The organism is Mycobacterium sp. IDUB_37, assembly GCF_055419245.1.
Map to the genome: position 1 here is coordinate 294,761 of NZ_JBVAXG010000006.1, position 17,419 is coordinate 312,179.

The 17,419-nt window shown below is 65.2% G+C and carries 19 protein-coding genes and 1 pseudogene; 7 read left to right on the plus strand and 13 right to left on the minus strand.

Annotated elements, in window-relative coordinates; all coding sequences use genetic code 11:
* Window position 1: 1 nt before the first annotated feature.
* The 3 genes from ACZY1I_RS21615 to ACZY1I_RS21625 are packed head-to-tail and all read right to left on the minus strand — an operon-like array spanning window position 2 to window position 3,691.
* The gene (locus ACZY1I_RS21615) at window positions 2-1,315 is read right to left on the minus strand and encodes a phytoene desaturase family protein (protein ID WP_463756900.1); all 1,314 of its coding nucleotides are present in this window, start codon (window positions 1,313-1,315) and stop codon (window positions 2-4) included.
* Window positions 1,316-1,324: 9 nt separating this feature from the next.
* Window positions 1,325-2,482, minus strand: a complete 1,158-nt coding sequence (locus tag ACZY1I_RS21620; protein ID WP_463756903.1) for an acyl-CoA dehydrogenase family protein — start codon at window positions 2,480-2,482, stop codon at window positions 1,325-1,327.
* A 3-nt stretch (window positions 2,483-2,485) separates the two neighbouring features.
* Window positions 2,486-3,691 (minus strand): enoyl-CoA hydratase-related protein, encoded by a 1,206-nt coding sequence (locus tag ACZY1I_RS21625; protein ID WP_463756907.1) that lies wholly within the window; start codon window positions 3,689-3,691, stop codon window positions 2,486-2,488.
* A 130-nt stretch (window positions 3,692-3,821) separates the two neighbouring features.
* Between ACZY1I_RS21625 and ACZY1I_RS21630 the strand changes: the two genes are divergently transcribed.
* Entirely contained in the window at window positions 3,822-4,304 is a 483-nt protein-coding gene (locus ACZY1I_RS21630; protein ID WP_463756909.1) for a nuclear transport factor 2 family protein, read from the plus strand.
* Window positions 4,305-4,309: 5 nt separating this feature from the next.
* On the opposite strand, the gene ACZY1I_RS21635 is transcribed toward ACZY1I_RS21630, so the two are convergent.
* The 3 genes from ACZY1I_RS21635 to ACZY1I_RS21645 form a co-directional block, all read right to left on the minus strand.
* Window positions 4,310-5,683: a DUF5933 domain-containing protein gene (locus ACZY1I_RS21635; RefSeq protein WP_463756911.1), complete on the minus strand. Its 1,374-nt coding sequence runs from the start codon at window positions 5,681-5,683 to the stop codon at window positions 4,310-4,312.
* A gap of 114 nt (window positions 5,684-5,797) precedes the next feature.
* Complete coding sequence (locus tag ACZY1I_RS21640; protein ID WP_463756913.1) at window positions 5,798-6,121, minus strand: hypothetical protein; 324 nt, start codon at window positions 6,119-6,121, stop codon at window positions 5,798-5,800.
* A gap of 94 nt (window positions 6,122-6,215) precedes the next feature.
* Window positions 6,216-7,292: a hypothetical protein gene (locus ACZY1I_RS21645; RefSeq protein ID WP_463756915.1), complete on the minus strand. Its 1,077-nt coding sequence runs from the start codon at window positions 7,290-7,292 to the stop codon at window positions 6,216-6,218.
* Between the two features lie 125 nt (window positions 7,293-7,417).
* On the opposite strand from ACZY1I_RS21645, the gene ACZY1I_RS21650 reads away from it, so the two are divergent.
* A complete protein-coding gene (locus ACZY1I_RS21650) occupies window positions 7,418-7,891 on the plus strand; it encodes a YbjN domain-containing protein (protein ID WP_463756918.1) in 474 nt (157 codons plus the stop codon).
* Here the strand turns inward: ACZY1I_RS21650 and ACZY1I_RS21655 are convergent.
* The 4 genes from ACZY1I_RS21655 to ACZY1I_RS21670 all read right to left on the minus strand — a co-directional run bounded on the left by ACZY1I_RS21655 (window position 7,888) and on the right by ACZY1I_RS21670 (window position 12,141).
* Entirely contained in the window at window positions 7,888-8,382 is a 495-nt protein-coding gene (locus ACZY1I_RS21655; RefSeq protein WP_463756921.1) for a nitroreductase/quinone reductase family protein, read from the minus strand. The genes ACZY1I_RS21650 and ACZY1I_RS21655 overlap by 4 nt on opposite strands.
* Window positions 8,383-8,458: 76 nt before the next feature.
* Window positions 8,459-9,100 carry a hypothetical protein gene (locus ACZY1I_RS21660; protein ID WP_463756925.1) on the minus strand — a complete coding sequence of 214 codons (642 nt, stop codon included), beginning with the start codon at window positions 9,098-9,100 and terminating at the stop codon, window positions 8,459-8,461.
* 147 nt (window positions 9,101-9,247) lie between these two features.
* Window positions 9,248-9,547 (minus strand): hypothetical protein, encoded by a 300-nt coding sequence (locus ACZY1I_RS21665; RefSeq protein WP_463756928.1) that lies wholly within the window; start codon window positions 9,545-9,547, stop codon window positions 9,248-9,250.
* A 98-nt stretch (window positions 9,548-9,645) separates the two neighbouring features.
* A complete protein-coding gene (locus ACZY1I_RS21670; protein WP_463756932.1) occupies window positions 9,646-12,141 on the minus strand; it encodes a PE family protein in 2,496 nt (831 codons plus the stop codon).
* Window positions 12,142-12,332: 191 nt separating this feature from the next.
* Between ACZY1I_RS21670 and ACZY1I_RS21675 the strand changes: the two genes are divergently transcribed.
* From ACZY1I_RS21675 to ACZY1I_RS21685, 3 genes are all read left to right on the plus strand, one after another.
* On the plus strand, window positions 12,333-12,491 hold the full coding sequence (locus ACZY1I_RS21675; RefSeq protein ID WP_463756936.1) for a hypothetical protein: 159 nt from the start codon (window positions 12,333-12,335) through the stop codon (window positions 12,489-12,491).
* A gap of 3 nt (window positions 12,492-12,494) precedes the next feature.
* Window positions 12,495-13,013 (plus strand): O-acetyl-ADP-ribose deacetylase, encoded by a 519-nt coding sequence (locus ACZY1I_RS21680; protein ID WP_463756939.1) that lies wholly within the window; start codon window positions 12,495-12,497, stop codon window positions 13,011-13,013.
* A 65-nt stretch (window positions 13,014-13,078) separates the two neighbouring features.
* The gene (locus ACZY1I_RS21685; protein ID WP_463756942.1) at window positions 13,079-13,393 is read left to right on the plus strand and encodes a hypothetical protein; all 315 of its coding nucleotides are present in this window, start codon (window positions 13,079-13,081) and stop codon (window positions 13,391-13,393) included.
* A gap of 75 nt (window positions 13,394-13,468) precedes the next feature.
* On the opposite strand, the gene ACZY1I_RS21690 is transcribed toward ACZY1I_RS21685, so the two are convergent.
* The 3 genes and pseudogenes from ACZY1I_RS21690 to ACZY1I_RS21700 form a co-directional block, all read right to left on the minus strand.
* On the minus strand, window positions 13,469-13,870 hold the full coding sequence (locus tag ACZY1I_RS21690; protein WP_463757168.1) for an NHL repeat-containing protein: 402 nt from the start codon (window positions 13,868-13,870) through the stop codon (window positions 13,469-13,471).
* A gap of 138 nt (window positions 13,871-14,008) precedes the next feature.
* Window positions 14,009-14,251: pseudogene (locus ACZY1I_RS21695) on the minus strand (serine/threonine-protein kinase PknD); the annotation flags it as partial.
* A 388-nt stretch (window positions 14,252-14,639) separates the two neighbouring features.
* A complete protein-coding gene (locus tag ACZY1I_RS21700) occupies window positions 14,640-15,542 on the minus strand; it encodes an alpha/beta fold hydrolase (protein WP_463756945.1) in 903 nt (300 codons plus the stop codon).
* Window positions 15,543-15,670: 128 nt separating this feature from the next.
* Here ACZY1I_RS21700 and ACZY1I_RS21705 point away from each other — a divergent pair, with 128 nt between their 5' ends.
* Window positions 15,671-15,886, plus strand: a complete 216-nt coding sequence (locus tag ACZY1I_RS21705) for a hypothetical protein (RefSeq protein WP_463756949.1) — start codon at window positions 15,671-15,673, stop codon at window positions 15,884-15,886.
* Window positions 15,883-17,415 carry a hypothetical protein gene (locus tag ACZY1I_RS21710; RefSeq protein WP_463756951.1) on the plus strand — a complete coding sequence of 511 codons (1,533 nt, stop codon included), beginning with the start codon at window positions 15,883-15,885 and terminating at the stop codon, window positions 17,413-17,415. Before ACZY1I_RS21705 ends, ACZY1I_RS21710 begins: the two co-directional genes overlap by 4 nt.
* The last annotated feature ends 4 nt before the right edge of the window (window positions 17,416-17,419 follow it).

Sequence of the window (17,419 nt, forward strand, 5' to 3'; positions counted from 1 at the left end):
ACTAGCGGACAGCAGCGGACGGGTAGGCCGCCGCGATCTTCTCCACCACCAGTGCTGCCGTCTCGGCACACGCCGTGGTGCCGCCGTTGGCATATTCCTTCACCGCGTCGCCTACATTCCAGAGGCCTGCCAGCGGGGTGTCGTGCGGAAGGTCGAAACCCGCCACCGCCCGCTGCGGCGGCCAGTCGTCGCGCGTGACCACTACGCTCAGTATCGTTGCGCGCCGGTCGAACCCGTCGATGGTGTCACGTAGGTCGTCGAACAAGAGTGCCGTTTCGGCGTCCTCGTCGAACTCACCGATTGATGGCTTGGGCACCGACGTCCCGACGTAGAGATGCCATCCCTGCGGCGCCATCTCCGGGCAGGTATCGGTGAAATTCGCGATATAGGCCAACCGCCTCGAGGTGGCAAAGCTGAGCATTCCCGGAACGGCGACCAGGCGCTCTCGGCTCGCGAAGTTCACCGAGATCATCGCCGTCGGACGATCGCCCTTCTTGACCAGGTCCTGGTAGTCAGCGGGAACACTATCTTCGCCGAGCAGCGTGAGGGTGGCGGCGGGCCCGACATCACTCACCACGACCGCGGCTGCGACACTTACCTTCTCGCCGTCCCGGACTACTTCGACACCGGTCACCTTGGTCCCGTCGCAGCGGATTTTGCTGGCCGGGCAGGAAAGCCACACTTGGCCACCATGCGATTCGACGACGCCAGCCAGGCCCCGCCACAATCCGATGGTGCCTGCCGGGTGGAAGCCGAACCGCTTGAACGCACTCTTGCGAGTGAAGTAGGTGAGGAAGACCCGCGCCGGCAGGTCCTCGGACCCGACCGCAAAGATCGAGGCACACATGTTGCGAAAAATGCCATGCACCCGTTCACTTTTCGTATAACGCGAGACCCATTCGGCGGTGCTGATCTGGTCTTCGGGCAGCCCCGGATCGCTGCGGGCGGCACCAATGCCGGCGACCAGTTTGGCGCCTTGGCGGGTGAGCTTGCCCAAGAGGAAACCCCATCCGCCGCCAGTGACGTCGACATCCTTGCCGCCGATCCGGTACAGCAGCGGCGGTTTGGGCTCGCGGATGTCGAACGGCGCCCCGACCTCGGCGCAAGTCTGCTGCGTGATGCCACCGACCTCGATCACGATGGCACCGGTGTTGATCTTGAACCCGTCGATGTCGTCGGTGGAAGCCCGCCCGCCCACCTTGTCGAGGCGTTCTACCACCAGTGTTCGGTAGCCCCGGTGCGCCAACCGCGCCGCGGTGAACAAACCACCCGCACCCGCGCCGATCACCACTACGTCGAATTCTTCTGTGTGCATGCCGATTTCCTAGTAAGACCGAGGTAGACCGAGCGATGTCTGGGCGATGAAGTTCAGCACCATCTCACGGCTCACCGGAGCGGTGCGCATCAATCGAGCGATGAACCAGAGTTCCGCCAGGCCGTACTCGTGCGACAACCCGTTGCCACCGTGGGTCTGAATGGCTTGGTCCAAAGCCTTCAACGCGGCCTCGGAAGCGGCGAACTTAGCGATGTTGGCGGACTCCGCGGCCGATTCCCCGGCGTCGAAAAGCTCTGCGCTACGTGCTGTTGCCAGTCGCCCCAGTTCAACCGCAACGTGACACTCGGCCAGCGGATGAGCGACACCCTGATGCGCGCCAATGGGTTCCGACCAGACGCGGCGTTGCTTCGCGTAGTCCGCGGCCTTGGCGATCGCGTACCGCCCGATCCCACTGGACAGCGCGCCGACCAGGATACGTTCGGGATTGAGTCCGTCGAAGACTTGCCGCAGACCGTCTCCCGCGCCACCGATCAGCGAATCTTGCTCAACCGCAACGTCATCGAGGTACACCGTGAACTGCTTGTCTGGTGAGACGATCGACGTGGCAATGGGGGCAAAGGTCAGTCCAGGGCTGTCAGTGGGTACTGCGAACAACGAGAGACGGCCACGCTCAGCGGTCGAATGCTCTGCGTCGCGAGCGACCAGCAGTATCGCATCGGCCTGGTCCACCGCTGAGATGTAGTACTTGGAGCCGGAGATCCGCCAGCCACCGTCGGTTCGGGTCGCGGTCGTCCGGACGTTGTGGCTGTTGGATCCGGCGTCGGGTTCGGTCAGCCCGAACGCCATCTTCTTGGTCCCCTCCGCGATTGGCGCCAGCCAGCGCCGCTTCATGTCTTCGGAGGCGTGACGGGCCAGGATGCTACCGCAGATTGCGGGCGAGATGACCCAGATCAGTAGCGGCATCCCATGTGCGGCAAGCTCTTCCACGACAACGACGGCCTCGGCCATGCCTCCCCCGCCGCCACCGTATTCTTCGGGCAGATGCAGGCCGAGCAGACCGGCGGCACCGAGGTCCTGCCACAACTCGTCGATGTCCCCGCCCGTGCGCGCCCTTTCCAGGAAGTACTCCGGTCCGTACCGCTTGGCAATGCCGGCGACGCTGGCCCGGATCGCCTTGTGCTCGGGTGAATCGTTGATCAGTCCCATGTTCTACCTTCCGGTGAAGCGGGGTGCACGCTTAGATCTGAAGGCTGACAGCGCTTCTGCGGCATCGTCAGTGTCGGCGACAACCTTCAGGGCTTCGGTCTCTGCCTGCAATTGAGTGGCCAGATCGTTGTGCCACGAGTCCCGCAACAACGCCCTCATCCGGGCAAAGGCACGAGTGGGACCCTGCGCCAGCTCGGTGGCCAGCGTCAGAGCCCGTGGCCGTAACTCGTCGGCGGGCACGATCTCGTTGACCATCCCCCACTCCAGCGCCTCGGACGCTTCGATGGGCGTGTTCCGCAGGTAAGACTGAGCAGCCCGACGCGCGCCGATCAGGCGCGGCAGGTGCCAGGTCCCGCCGCCATCTCCCGAAAGACCCAGCGCTGCAAAGGCGGTCACGAACTTGGTGCCCTCCGCTGCGAGCACCAGGTCGGCCGCGTAGACGAACCCCAGTGCACCGCCGGCGATGGCTCCGTGGGCGGCGGTGACGATTGGCGCGTCGACCCTGTTGAGCAGACTGAAGCCTTCATGGAACGGCGGGACCATCCGCTCCATCACCGCGCTGAAGGACGTGGAGTTGTCCGCCGGAAATGAGTTGATGTCGCCGCCAACGGACAACGACGGACCGTCTCCGCAGATGAGGACAGCACGCACCGTGCGATCGTCTGAGATTCGGCGGGCTACGACGAGCCATTCCGAAGCCATCTGTGGGTCGATTGCGTTGCGGGCAGCGGGTCGGTTCAGACGCACGGTCGCGAGACCACCTGCGACCGAGTAATCGATCGTCATCAGAGCTGCCGGTTCATCGAGCGCTTCGATCCACGCGGCACTGTCGGTCAGCTGGCGCAGCGACGTAATGCGGTGATCGTCGGAGAAGCCGATTACGTGATGAAACGCCGCCTCGAGCTTCTTGCCGGACCGGCGCCCGGCGCCCCGATAGGTACCGGCGACCAGTAGCCGGCCGTCGTCGAGGTTGTGAAACTCCTCGGGCTGGGCCGCCACGTCGTAGTGACGACCGAGTTGCCACCACACCTCACGTCGCATCGCATCCGGACCGATGTGCTCACCACCGACCCCCAGCGGTAGACCGTCGGTGGCGTGTCCGATGAAGTCGGGATGCAACAGCTCTTTGAGCGCATCCCGGTCACCGGTCGCCAACGCCTGGTAGAGGCGCCGAACCGCCGCAACGCGCACGGAAATTTTAATCGTCATTAGGTTCTTATGGGAGTAACCGACCAGCTGAACATACGGATCTGGCGCACAGTTTTCTATCGTACGTTAAATTCTGCACTCCGTCACCAGGGTGCGACAGCTGGCGTCACCAGGGCGTAGCGTTCACCGCATGTCCGACGTCTCAACGCAACCGATGCCCAAAGACTTGGTCCTGACCTGGTTCGCCGTAGGCATGGCCTCGCCGGAAGGACTGGCGATGACCGCCGACGACTTCGTCTGGCGCCCACCAGCATCGATGGCGAGCGCCTTCGGACTCGAAGACGGCGCACTTCCCAAGAGTCGGCTCAAAGAACTCGAGTTACTCAATCGGGCGATGTACACCGACGCCGACGACCCTTCGGGAATGAACTTCCACTTCATCGTTGGCGAGGGTGACATCGTGGTGCTCGAGTTCGATTCGACCCGCACCTTGCACGACGGGTCGAGGTACCACAACCAATACTGTCTGGTAGTCCACGTGCGCGAAGGCAAGATCGCGGGAGTCCACGAACACACTGATTCGCATTACGTTGACCGCACGGTGCTCGGCACGCCGGAAGCGCGCGCTGGGGTGCTTCAGCGGCTGGCCGACCTGCGGGCCGAACTCGGCTGAATCGGTTAGAGCCGGCTCGGCCCGGTGTCCGCTTGGGGCGCAGACTCCATCATGGCCGCTGCGAAGCTGCTGCGAACGGACGCTGTCCTGGCTTTCATGGCAGCGGTTGGCCGCGCGAAGAAGGTCGCGTAGAAGGCCGTGATGAACACCGTCATCGTCGCGATGATGAGTGGGCCGAAGATCAGCGGATGGCGTGCCATGTCCTCGGCCAGATAGCGGCAGCAGAACAACAGCACACCCAAGAACGCCGTGCCGAAGGCCACCAGCCCCACCCGTGACCAGATCTGGCCTCGCAACGATTCGCGCAGTACCGCCTCTACCGTCAGGCACAGCACCGCGCCCGCCACGAGGTCGACGCCGTAGTGGTAGCCGAAGCCCAGTGTTGCGCTGATGGTGCACACCAGCCAGAACGTGCCGCCCGTTCGCAGCCAGACCGGCCCGCGCCGGGAATGGATGAACACCCCGAGCGCCCAGGCCGTGTGCATCGACGGCATGCAGTTGCGAGGAATTTGACTGTCGAAAGCAACGGCTCGCGGTGATAGATCGATCGGGGGCAACGTGTGCGGCCAGTAATCACCGACCTGGAAGCCCAGGCCCGCACCGCCGAACGCGAAATCGGGCCCCACCAGGGGGTACAACACGTAGATCAGCGGCCCGATCAGGCCGAGCAGCAGAAACGTCGGCACCACGAAGTGTCGCGGCCAGCCCTCGGTACGGACGTTGCGCAACTGGTAGATCGCGACCACCACTGCCGCAAGTGGCAACTCGATGTACACCCAGTGCAACGCAGCGCTGAGAATGGGGCCGCCCGCCTCCACGAGCCGCCCGAACAGCCAGGAGGGTTGCGCGAGCGCGTGATCGGCCAGCAGCGCGTATTCGTCGAGGACCTTTGGCCGGACGATCGCGGTTATCCGCAACCAGCTGTCGCCGACTTTTGTCGCGACGATGAGCAACAGGCCGAAGGCGACTCCGCGCAGATCCTGCGCCGGTTCGTCCTTCAACCAGCGGCGCAATGCCAACAGCGCCAGTCCGGTGAGCACGATCAGCGGCCCGGTGCCGACCGTCAGCGCACCGAGGCGGACGAATCTCTCCGCAGCGAAAGCAACGTCGAGAATCACGGCTGACGTGAGGGCGATGATCCGATACCGGTTGGACAACCCGGCCATAGCCAGGCCGAGACTTGCCCAGGGCACGGTTGCCGACTTCGGAACACCGACGTAATCCCTGGCCAGGCTGTGCAGCGGACCCTCAAAACCGGCAGTGTCCGCCGTGACCTGCAACGCGACGAGAATCAGCACAATCAGGGCGACGGCGCCGGCGGGCCAGGTGCGGTTCAGTTGAACGCGCACCGCCGTCAGTCGCACATCGTTGATGAACACCCGCAGAATTTTAGGTGTCCGGTCCACTTCGCGGTCGTAAACCCCTAAAGATTGCCGTCACGAAGCGTTAACAAGCGGTTCTGCCCGGGCCTGACGCGACCGGGCAGGGGTGATCTAGTCGGAGTCTTTGGAGTCCTTGGAGTCCTTGTCATCGGAGTCCTCGTCGTCAGAGTCCTCGTCGTCTGAGTCCTCGTCGTCGTCGTCGGAATCTTCGTCGTCGGAATCTTCGTCGTCGGACTCGTCAGAGTCCTCATCGTCGGACCCGTCGGACTCCTCGGCCTTATCCGCATACTTCGTCAGCAACCCGGCGAGATCACGGGCCTCGTCGGGTGTGATCACATCCAGGAGTACCTGTTCGTCGTCCTCCGAGATGCGCTCGACATATACCGAGCCGTCCTTTGCGCCGACGTCCCACCGGCCCCCCTCGTGACGAACCATTCGACTCCGCCTTTCGACTAGTTATCTGATGCCGCTCTACTTCGCTGTCTACCCATTCCTGACGTATCGGAACTGAGCAAAGCGACTGCCTTCGCTAGGGAGCACGCAAACCCAGAAAGCCGCCGTCGGCGTCGAAAAGCAGGTCGAAGCGGCCCAGCGCCCGAAGGCCGGTGTTGATGAAGCCCCCGTGCGACGCGCGGGCGTAGTTCACCCTCGACGGTGTCTGCGCGCCGCCATCGTCGACGGCGAAGCGATAGCTCACGCTGCCGAGCGCGATCGTCATATCGGTGCCCGGTGTCACCTCGCCGTGCGACGGCAGACCGCCATCCTCGACGATCATGTTCAGCAGACCCGTGTCGATCAGGACCTTTGCCTCGTGTTTGGTGGAACCGAGGGTGAAGCCGCCGGCCAGCATCTTCCAGTCGTGGTGGGTGCCGGCGGCGGGTGCGCCCGCGTCGGTCAGCGACTGCATCGTCCAAGCGCCGGAGACATTTGCTGCGGTGAGGCCCAGCGACAGGCCACCGCGTCCGATGATGTAGCCGCGCCGCATCGTGCCCGCGACCATCTCGGTCAAGTTGAGAAAGGGGTTGTGGTTTGGCGCGGTCCGCTCCGTCGTCCCGCGCCCAAAGCCGACGCCGAGCATGTGCGGGATGTGAGGCTGACATCTGCCCGAATTGACCCCGGAGCCAGTGCATTCCGCCTCAGTCACCGCCAACACCGGAACCGTTGCCTGGGCGGCCGCGTTCGCGCCGGCCGCGTTTACTGCTTGCGGAAAGCTGATCGGGAGCGTCGCCCACACGCCCGTCAGCTTCAGCCCGCTGGAACTGTAGGTGAGGCTGCCGCTCGGAACTCCGGCCGGAATGTTGGGCACCTCGGCAGCCGGGACCACCATGCCCACCGATCCGGTGTCGACTGTGAACGAAGAGACAATCCCGGCATTCACCGATGCCTTGACCTTGAGCGTGTGGCGAAGGTTGGAAAAATCTGGCGAGTCGGCCCATGGCACCGTATAGCCCTGCGTAAACGCGCCATAGGTATCGGTGCGACTGATCGTGGTGGCAGGTGCAGGAGCACTGCTGCTGGTGGCCGAAGGGCCATTGCCAGCGCCGGATGAGCAACCGGTCAACAGACCGAGGGCCATCATCATCGCGGTTCCGAACTTTGCGTTCACCGCTCTCAGCATGACGCATAAGCGGATGGGAAAAAGCGTTCCCAAGGATTCGTCAAGTAAGCATGCAGAACGCCTTGCGACCGTTGAGACCTCAGAGTTCAACGGAGTTGTGAAAGTGAGGTGCGATGGACAGCACAGGAATCGGTCAGTTGATGATCGAACGCTATTTGCGCGAACAGCGATACCGGTTCTTTCGCGCCGAGGACGGTGAATGCCTGGTGTTCATGTCATCGAAGGCCGGCCCGTTCCAGCTCTACATGCGGACGCGGAGCGGAGCGCCAAATGTGGTCAAGTTCGGAGTGCGCACGGGGTTGCAGTTTCCGTCGGATGAGCGCAGCAGGCTTCTGGAGTTGGTCAACCGGTGGAACGATCAGAATCAGTGGTTGACGGCCAGTGTCCGTCCGACAGCGGACGGATCCCAGTTGCGGGTCGTCGGCAGCAGCACCTTTTTTGTGGTCCTGGATTCGGAATTCGCTGTGCTGCGCCGATTCGCTGACTTGTCACTCGCCGCGGCCCTCAAGCTCTTCGAAGCCGTGAACGCCGAAATGACGCTGCCTTCAACGACACAACTCGAGGAGTGGTTCGGGTGGACGGGCTAGCCGCTTGAGGTGAAGACCTCGAGCGGTCGCACGGTCTTAAGCATGACGAGCGGGATGTGCCGGCTCGTTGACCGCTGATAGGACACGTACGGCGGGTAGAGGTGACACATGTAGTCCCACACTTGGTGGCGCTCGGTAGCCTCCGGTTCGCGCCATGTCGCCTCAAACGCTTGAGTCGCGATCTGCACTCCGATGGTTTCACTGGCGACGATGTTCAGATACCACTCCGGGTGCTTGTCGGCCCCGCCCTTGGATGCCACAATCACGATTTCGCCGCCCGCGTTGCCGTAGATGAGTGGCTTGATGTAGGTCTTCCCCGACTTGCGGCCCGTGTATTTGATCAGGCAGTGAGTCGTCATCTCGCGGCCGCCGACGGCGCTGATGTCGACGATGTGACCTTGCGCTCCGCCCGAGTCGAGGTACATCGCCAGGTGTTCTTCCATCCAGTCGCCGCGTGCGGCGCGGATCGCGGCGGCGTCGGTGTTGCCCATGAGCTATTCCCCTTCGACGGCAGGTCGATTAAGCCTTACCAGGTAGACCTGTTGGCGCTCAACAAGATCTGCGCGTTCAGGCAGGCAGCCCGCTCTTGATGGCGGCGTCCTGCTTGCGGGCGATGTCGAGAACTACGTCCTGCGGCACCGGATCGGTTGGCGCGCTGTTGAATTCGATGACGGTGAAGGTTCTGCCCTCGGTGAAGATCACCATTCCAACGTACTTGGTGCCATCAGCTGACGGGCCCACCACCACCGTTGATCGGGTGCCCACATCGCCCGGAGTTGCCGGGCCCTTGATCCCCATGTTGGGGTCACTGATCGTCTGAGCCATTCCGTCGAGCGCCTGTCCGGCTGCTGCGGCGTCCGGGTAGATGTAGATCGTGTCGTCGATTTTGCGAGCCGCGCCCTGGTTCGTGAACAGACCCTCCACGCCCGCTGGGGTCGGAACCGGCAGCGTCTGCGTGAGGGTGAAGGTATCCCCCGGCACGACGATGTCGGTGGGCTTGATCAGGAGATTGGTGTAGTCCGACGGTTGGGCGGCCGCACTGGTGGACGACGGTGCCGCGGACGACGGCGAGGCAGCTGCGCTGGTCGCGGACGATGTCGCTGACGAGGGCGCACTTGATGGCTTGTCGTTTCCGCACGCCGTGATCGCGGCACCAACTATCAGGGTGGCGACCATTAAGCCGGTTGCCGGCGCCTTTGCCTGCGTCACGTTTGACTCCTTCTTGGCGGGCGGGGTTTGCTCGCGTCTCGGGCAACCTGGCGAATTTCTCGATCACCGGTGCGGTAATTGATGCTAATGCCCGCTCCACGCGCGTCGTCGGCAAGGGCCAACGTCCAAGCCCGGTGGAGTCCCTCGCTATTCGGCGTTGCTGAAGCTGCCGAGTTGCGCGCTCACCCGAGCCAGTGCCTCGTCGAAGATCTCCACCTTCTCGCTGCGTTTTTCGTTGGCCGGCTGAGCGGCACCGCGGGCACCTTCGGCCTCCACGCGGGCCGCACCCTGGCGCCGCAGCAAGTTGAAATTCTTCTCGCGGGCTTGCCTGAGCCGGCTCTGCAGGTCCTTCAACAACTTCTCGTCCATACGCGCCAGAGCGTCGGGATCCGACTCGCCGATCAGCGAGCTTTCCTGCGGGGTCAGGTTCACGTGGTGGGTGCTCACCCTTGATTCATAGCCTGCCCGGCCAGACCGGTGCGGCGAATCGCCGGAGGCCACGCCGAACCGTCACGCGTGGGCCATTTCTCGTTCACATCACCCGATCAAGGCGACCCCCCGGCGCGGCCGGGGTCGCCGATTATCACCAGTCCGATTCCCTCGTTGCCGCGGTTGCCCGCACTGCCGATCAGGGCAGTGCCGCCATTGCCGCCGGCACCACCGACTCCTGGGCTACCCCCGCCCTCGCCGCCGGCACCTCCATCGCCAATGAGCTGAGCGCCGCCGCCACTCCCCCCGGCCCCGCCGCCGGTTGCCCCAAAGCCGCCAACGCCACCGCCTCCGCCCCCGCCAATCACGTACGCGTTGCCGCCGGGTCCGCCGGCGCCGCCGGCGCCGAGGTTGCTGAACCCGCCGGCCCCGCCGCCCCCGCCGTAAGAGAAGAGCAGCCCGGCGTTACCGCCGGCACCTCCCGCACCCCCTGCCAACTGGCCGAACCCGCCATCACCCCCGGCACCGCCGATACCGAACAGCATCCCCGCACTGCCCCCGGCCCCGCCGCCGCCACCACTACCGGTGGCACCACTGGCACCCCCGAATCCGCCATTCCCGCCGGCACCGCCAATGCCCCCGAACAGACCGGCACTTCCGCCGGCGCCGCCGGTACCGCCCACCCCGGCGTCGCCGACGCCACCGGCCCCACCGCGCCCGCCGCCAGCGCCGAACAGCCCGCTGAGGAGCCCGCCGGCCCCGCCCGCCCCTCCCGACCCGCCGGGATCGCCGATCGCGGTCCATAGGGCGACCCCGCCGGCCCCTCCGCTTCCACCGCCGCCAAGCAGCCTGCCGGCTCCGCCTACGCCGCCCGCCCCGGCAGCACCGACCGCACTGAACCCGCCCGCCCCGCCGACTCCGCCGTCGCCGGACAACAACCCGCCCGCGCCGCCGGCTCCACCAGCCCCGCCGGCACCGGTCAGTGATGTCGCGCCGGCACCGCCGGCGCCGCCTGCGCCCAGCAAGCCTGCGGCCCCGCCAGATCCACCGTTCTGGCCCGAACCGCCCGCACCTGACCCGCCTGCGCCGCCGTCGCCCAGCAACCAGCCGCCGGCTGTCCCGTTCTGGCCGGATCCCGGGGCCGCATTGACGCCATTGCCGACCAGCGGCCGTCCAGTGAGTGCCATCAAGGGGGCGTTGACTGCGTCGAATACCGGCCGCAGCGGCGAATCGACGCCATTGCTACCGGTGCCGCCGACGACGACGCCGAACCCACCGTTCCCGGCGCTGCCCGCAGTGCCAATCAGCGCGGCGGTACCGCCGTTGCCGCCGAGGCCACCGGCCGTAGTGCCCTCACCGCCTGCGCCGCCGGCCCCGGCGACGCCCAGCAGAAAGTGAGCGTTGCCGCCGGCCCCACCGGTGCCACCCATGTGAAGGCTGATTCCACCCGCGCCGCCCATCCCGCCGCTGCCGAACAGGCCGCCGCTCCCGCCCGCGCCGCCGGCACCGCCCGTGACGCCGGAGACTCCGCCCGCCCCGCCGGCGCCGCCGCCGGAGAACAACAGGCCGGCGTTTCCGCCAGTGCCGCCGGATCCGCCGGTCCCTGTCCCGCTGTGTCCGCCGGTCCCGCCGACGCCGCCGGAACCGAACAGCAGGCCGGCGTCGCCGCCCCCGCCACCCGCTCCTCCGGCCGCGCCGCCGCTGTACCCGCCGTCGCCGCCGATGCCACCGGGGCCGGCGAGCAGGCCCGCGTTCCCACCAATCCCGCCGCCGCCGCCAGTGCCGCCACCACTGAGTCCGCCCGTCCCGCCATTTCCGCCCCCCGCACGGAACAGCGCACTGAACAGTCCACCGGCGCCGCCGTGACCGCCGGCACCGCCAGCACTTCCGAGCGCAATGCTCGGGTTTTGGCCGCCCGCCCCGCCGGCCCCGCCGGCCCCGAACAGCCCGCCCGCCCCGCCGGCGCCCCCAACGCCCGCGAACAGGCCCACGGTAGAGCCGCCGGCCCCGCCGATCCCGCCACTGCCCCACACCAGCCCACCGGTCCCACCACGTCCGCCGGACCCGCCATCGAACCCGCCGCTGCCCCCGACGCCGCCCGCGCCGATCAGCCCAGCCGTGCCCCCGTTGCCACCGCTGCGGCCTTCCGCTCCCGACCCGCCGGACCCGCCGTCACCGATCAGCCAACCGCCGGCTGCGCCGTCCTGCCCCGTGCCCGCAATCCCATTGGCGCCGTTGCCGATCAGCGGGCGCCCGGTGGCAGCGATGCTGGGCCAATTGATCGCACTGATCAAAGTCTCGCCGATCGTGTTGGCGCTGAACGAAGAAAGGTTGACATTCTCCGCGCTCGCGTAGGCCCTTGCACCCACGCTCAGCCCGCCGATGAACTGGTCGTGGAAGGCCGCAGCCTTCGCACTGAGCATCTGATAGGCCTGTGCGTGACGGGACAACAGCGCGGCAATGGCCTCCGACACCTCATCGCCCGCGGCTGCCATCACCCCAGCGGTGTGCGTGGCCGCGGCCGCATTGGCCTCGCTGACGTCTTTGCCCAGACCGGCCAGCTGCGCCGCCGACGCCCCCAGCGTCTCAGCCGTCACGCTGACAAACGACACCAGACCACCACTTCCACGACCGGCTGCCCAACCCCGAAGAGCGCTAACACGTTTGCGGCGGCGACTTCTGGCCGAGAGCTCAGCACTGACACAAACGGGTTGGCGGACTGATTGACGCAGATGTCACAAACGATGTCCAGAGACTGCGGTGCAATTCAGAATCTCTTCGTTGAAACTGGGACAATCGATTCATGACAGCCGAGCCCCCACAGCGTTCGCCGGCCGCGCCGAAACCACCCCGTGCGCGCGTCACACCCGAGGATTTGGAGCGGTTCGGGGACGAGGACCAGTTGCGCGAGGCGTGGGACGACAGTCGGCTTCGCGACGAGCGACCGCCGCATCACCACTAGCCCATGCCGGAAATTACTGCAGTTCACGGGAACATCGCCGAGCAGAGCGTTGAAGCGATAGTCAACGCCGCCAACAACGCGATGCGTGGCGGTGGCGGCGTCGATGGCGCGATCCACCGCGCAGGCGGTCCGGCAATCTTGCGCGAGTGCATTGAACGATTCCCCGACGGCCTCGCGACCGGCGACGCCGGTTGGACAACGGCTGGCGATCTACCCGCACGGTGGGTCATACATACAGTGGGCCCGAACTACCGGGCAGGCCAGCGCGAACGATCACTCCTGGTGTCCTGCTACCGGCGGTCTCTCGAGGTTGCCGACGAACTCGGAGCTCGCAGCGTGGCGTTTCCGCTTATCAGCACGGGCGCGTACCGCTGGCCCGGAGATGACGCCATCGCGGCAGCAATCGAAACCATCGCAACCTCTGGTTCGAGCGTTGAAGAGGTCAGGCTGGTGGCCTTTGGCCAACGCGGGTACGACCTGGTGCTCAAGCACCTGGCGTCGCGGGGGCGGAACTCGCCCTGAGACGCCTTGCGGATCGACTGCGATTCGGGTCAGGTTGGTACACCCCGCTACGAGAGGTTCGGCTGATGATCAAGCACATTCTCGGCGTCTCTGCAGTGACACTCGCGGTCGCTGGGGGGATTTCGGTGGCTGCGGCCCCGCCGGCCGCGGCGGACACCTACTGCGGCAAATCCAGCCGAGGGGCATCGGTTTATGCCGGCAACGCAGGGACATCGTGCGAGTTCGCGATGAACACTGCCGAGGCTTATCACTCCTACGGAAAGGGGTCGACCCCGTTCACCGTCACCAGCCCGGTCACAGGCCAGACCTACACCATGACGTGTACGTCCGCCGGATCGGTATGCCAGGGCGGCAACAACGCGGTTGTCTACCTGCGCTAGCCGTCGGCGGGGCGGAACGGACCGCTCCGGTACGGCCACAGCGGCGTGTCATCGTGCGGACACGCGCGCGGCGGGTTACCGCGTCGGCAGTTTGACCACTCGCTTGCCCGTATCAGCGACATAGACGTTCCCGGCGCCGTCCACTGCCACACCACCAGGCTTGTCGAGGCCGGTGATGCGCAAATCGACCGCGCTTTTCGCACCCGAGGCCAGCTTGAGGACCCGGTTGCTTCCCTCGTCGGCGATATACAGCGCGCCGGCACTGTCGACTGCCAGCCCGGCGGGTTCCTTGATCCCGGTGAGGGGCGGTTCAAGTCTGCTCGGCTGACTCCGGTCGGCCTCCATTTTCAGCACGCTTGTTTCGGACTTGCCGTAGTGAATGATGTTGACAGCGACCAAATACACCGCACCGCTCCGATCGACGGCCACACCAGCGTCGCTACTTATCCAGTCGTCGCCGCCGTGCACGTACACCATGGTGCTCGAGCCTGACGGCAGCTTCAGCAGCTGGACCGAGTCGAGGCAATACACGTTGCCCGCGGGGTCGACGGCCACCCTGGTGGGACGGTTGTGGTCGGTCAAGCCGGTAAACGGCAACTGAATCGGGCTTTTCTCGCCGGGGGCCAACTTCAGCACCCGGTAGTTGTTCATATCCACGACATACACCGCGCCGGAGCCGTCGACGGCCACACCTTCGGGTTCGTTAATGCCGGTAAAGGGCAGTTCGGTAGTGGTGGTCGACCCCGCCGCCAACTTCAGCACCCGATTGCTTTTCGAGTCGGTCACGTACACAGCACCGGAGGTATCGACGGCCACACCGCCGATGCCGCCAAGACCGGTGAAGGGCAGCACTGACTGCCCCTGCGGCGACGATTTGCCAAACACGTTGTAGAACAACAAAACTGACGCAACGAGGACGAGCACGACGACTACCGTTGCGACGGCTGCGATGATCCACGGCGTGCGACTGCGCCTGCCCGCGACTGGCAGCGACGGCCGCCGCGCCGAACCCCATGACGGTGGCGGCGGCGGATAACGATCCGGCGGTCCAGGTGGCGAACCCATGGCGGATCCGACGATACCCCTGTTTTGGGGCCAATGGTCCTGTTACGGAGTGAACTGGCTGGCGGTGAAATACGCCCTGAACTGCTTTGGAACGGCAGCTTGGCGTTTCCTGGCCTCCACCGTCTAGGTGGCCGACTAATTCGACAATCGGCCGGCCCAGCGAATGAGTCGGGCCAGCTGCTCAGCCGGCGGTGACGCGGTCGATGTGGGCAAGAAGGTGCGTCAGCACCGCCTCGGGCGCCTCGAGTTGTGGCCAGTGGCCGATGTCATCGGCGAGCATCACGACATCGGGATCAGGAATTACCTCGGCGTAGCGGCGAGCCATGTGTGCGCCTGAGTTCGGGTCGATCGGCCCGTCGATCAACCGCATCGGGATTGGAGTCTGGCGCATGGCCCGCACCCAGCGGTTTCGGTGGGTGTAGCGGTCGTTGATGAAGCGGCCAACCTTGTGCAGGACCCGTCGGCCGTCGTTGTAGTCCAGAATCTCGTTGAACATGTCCATCATGTGGCGGGTCGGCTTCGTATTCGGCCCGAACATTTCGCGCAGCGTCGGTTCCATCAGCCGACGGGACAGCGGACTGCCCTGCACATAACTGATGATCTCGCCTAATGGGGTGCGCGACATCAGCTTCTGCGCCGCCCGTGGGGTATAGGACTCGATGAACATGCCTCCGTTGAGCCAAGTGATCGAGTTGATACGCAGGGCGCCGTAGGACTGGTCGCCAAACTCATTGCGGGCCAACAGTTCCTGGCCGACGGAATCTCCGATGTCGTGCGCCAGGATGTGCGCGGTGCCGATGCCGAGGTGCTCAAGCAGCGCTTCGTGCATGTCGGCGTGGTCATGCACCGAATATTCGTAATCCACGGGTTTGTCGGAGAAGCCCATGCCCATCATGTCCGGTGCGATGACCGTGAACCGTTGCACCAGAGTCGGCCAGATCGGCGCCCAGTCAAAGGAATTGAACGGATAGCCGTGGATCAGCAGCAGTGGAGGTCCACTGCCCTCCATGCGGTAGAAGATGTTGAAGCCGAGGTAGTCGAAACACTCTCCGGAGTCCAGCCAGCGGTTCAGTTCAGCGTCCATGACAGTAATCATCCTTTTGGGTCCCGCAGCCCCGCTAGCGGGCATCCGTACACCGGAGACTCACTGGTCTGAACTGAGCGAGATCCAGCAAATGTAGGATTTCACCACCACCCTGACAGGAGACAACGATGTCTGAAGTCGCAGAGGAACTTTCTCGCACTTTGCGCGCCCCGCTTCCCGATGAATTCGCCAGCCTGCCCACTGAGCAGCTTCAGGACCTGAACCGACTTCTGGAAACAGCGCTCACGCGTCGGGCGCAAAAGCTGGGCGAATCGATCAACGCATCGCTCGACCACACGCCACGGTTGCTCCGACCGGCTGTGCGGAAGGCGCTCGGGCTGTGAGCGAGAATTTGGCTACGTCGGCGGAAATCACCAAGCTTGCCCGGCTACTCGACGTCGAGGACCCGCGTGACCTCGACTTCCTACTGGAACTGCCCAATGCGTCGCTGCGGGCGTTCCGCGAACGAGTCACCGACCGACTGTTCGACGCCGATGCCGCTCGGCTCAAGCGCGTTGCCGCAGCCAGCAAGCTCGTACCGGTCGCCATCAGCGCCAAAGCAGCAAGGCTCGCATTCGGGCCACTGCTGTGCGCATCCATTTCCGGCATGATGGAGCCCTCCCGTGGCGTTGCCATCGCGGAGCAACTGCCGTCGCCGTTTCTTGCGGAGACTGCGATCCAACTCGATCCGCGCCGGGCAGCGTCATTGATCAGCGCAATGCCGGCAAAAGTAGTTGCCGAGGTCGCCCAGAAGCTGCTCGAGCGCGATGAGCACATCACGATGGGGCGCTTCGTGGGTGTACTGCCGGAAAAGTCGCTGCGTGCGGCAGCGCCCTTCATGGGGGACGCCGACTTGCTGCATATCGGCTTCCTGCTCGAGGAGAAGTCCCAGCTGGACAAGGTGGTCGAGATCCTCGCCGACCGGCTATCCGGCATCGTCCGCGCGGCCCACGACAACGATCTTTGGGCAGAGGCGATCGATCTGTTCGCCAGCGTCGGTCCCGACAACAAGACCCGCATCGGTGACGTCGCGGCATCCGCTGGCGACGAAGTCCTCGAGAGCTTGGTCACTGCCGTAGAACGCCTCAACGCTTGGGACGCACTGCTGCCGGTCACGCGGGCGATGAGCCGAGCGAGCCTGGAAGTCCTCGCGCAACATTCCGCGGTGCACCGGGAGTCCACGCTGACCGCGGTGCTGGATGTGGCGCTGAACCAGGGACTGTGGCTTGACCTGCTCCCCCTTGCGGCCCAATTACCCTCTACGCCAAAGGAATTTATCGCTTCTCGGGTCGCTCAGGAGCCCGCCGAGCGACTCGGAGACCTCATCCATGTAGCCGACGAGGCCGATCAGTGGGAGGCGCTGATCCCGATCGCGATGGCAATGAACGACGCCGACAGGAGGAACATGGCCGCTCTGCCGGTCATGCAGGACCCCGGCGTGCTGCGAAAGGTGCTCATCACGTGTGCACAGCACGACCTGTGGACGGACACCATCCCGCTCGTTGATTCACTGCCGGACACCGCCATCCCGATTCTGGCGTCCTACCTCGGCGATTTGACCGAACAGCAGATCGCGTCTGCGGTGAACGCCGCCGCGGGTGGCGACAAAATCGAGGTCCTGGTCGACCTCGCCCTCGCTCAGGAATCGGAGGGGCGACGACGGGTGCTAGACCTGATCGACGGTATGGACAGCGTCGAGGAGGTGGTCGCGGCACTCACCGGCGACACCCCGCAGAAGGTGTGGAGCGCACTCGTCGAGAATCGCGACGAAATTCCAAATACTCTGCGGGACCGTCTGGCCCGTCGAGCCGTAGACACCGGTCATGCCGACATAGCGAGCTCGCTGGCTGCCGAGCACAGCACCTCTGTGTAGACGC

What these genes read in the sequence shown, in the direction of transcription:
- ACZY1I_RS21615 (WP_463756900.1), bottom strand. Translation starts at nt 1,315, where the DNA reads ATGCACACAGAAGAATTCGACGTAGTGGTGATCGGCGCGGGTGCGGGT.
- ACZY1I_RS21620 (WP_463756903.1), bottom strand. Translation starts at nt 2,482, where the DNA reads ATGGGACTGATCAACGATTCACCCGAGCACAAGGCGATCCGGGCCAGC.
- ACZY1I_RS21625 (WP_463756907.1), bottom strand. Translation starts at nt 3,691, where the DNA reads ATGACGATTAAAATTTCCGTGCGCGTTGCGGCGGTTCGGCGCCTCTAC.
- ACZY1I_RS21630 (WP_463756909.1), top strand. Translation starts at nt 3,822, where the DNA reads ATGTCCGACGTCTCAACGCAACCGATGCCCAAAGACTTGGTCCTGACC.
- ACZY1I_RS21640 (WP_463756913.1), bottom strand. Translation starts at nt 6,121, where the DNA reads ATGGTTCGTCACGAGGGGGGCCGGTGGGACGTCGGCGCAAAGGACGGC.
- ACZY1I_RS21650 (WP_463756918.1), top strand. Translation starts at nt 7,418, where the DNA reads ATGGACAGCACAGGAATCGGTCAGTTGATGATCGAACGCTATTTGCGC.
- ACZY1I_RS21655 (WP_463756921.1), bottom strand. Translation starts at nt 8,382, where the DNA reads ATGGGCAACACCGACGCCGCCGCGATCCGCGCCGCACGCGGCGACTGG.
- ACZY1I_RS21675 (WP_463756936.1), top strand. Translation starts at nt 12,333, where the DNA reads ATGACAGCCGAGCCCCCACAGCGTTCGCCGGCCGCGCCGAAACCACCC.
- ACZY1I_RS21680 (WP_463756939.1), top strand. Translation starts at nt 12,495, where the DNA reads ATGCCGGAAATTACTGCAGTTCACGGGAACATCGCCGAGCAGAGCGTT.
- ACZY1I_RS21685 (WP_463756942.1), top strand. Translation starts at nt 13,079, where the DNA reads ATGATCAAGCACATTCTCGGCGTCTCTGCAGTGACACTCGCGGTCGCT.
- ACZY1I_RS21690 (WP_463757168.1), bottom strand. Translation starts at nt 13,870, where the DNA reads ATGGTGTACGTGCACGGCGGCGACGACTGGATAAGTAGCGACGCTGGT.
- ACZY1I_RS21700 (WP_463756945.1), bottom strand. Translation starts at nt 15,542, where the DNA reads ATGGACGCTGAACTGAACCGCTGGCTGGACTCCGGAGAGTGTTTCGAC.
- ACZY1I_RS21705 (WP_463756949.1), top strand. Translation starts at nt 15,671, where the DNA reads ATGTCTGAAGTCGCAGAGGAACTTTCTCGCACTTTGCGCGCCCCGCTT.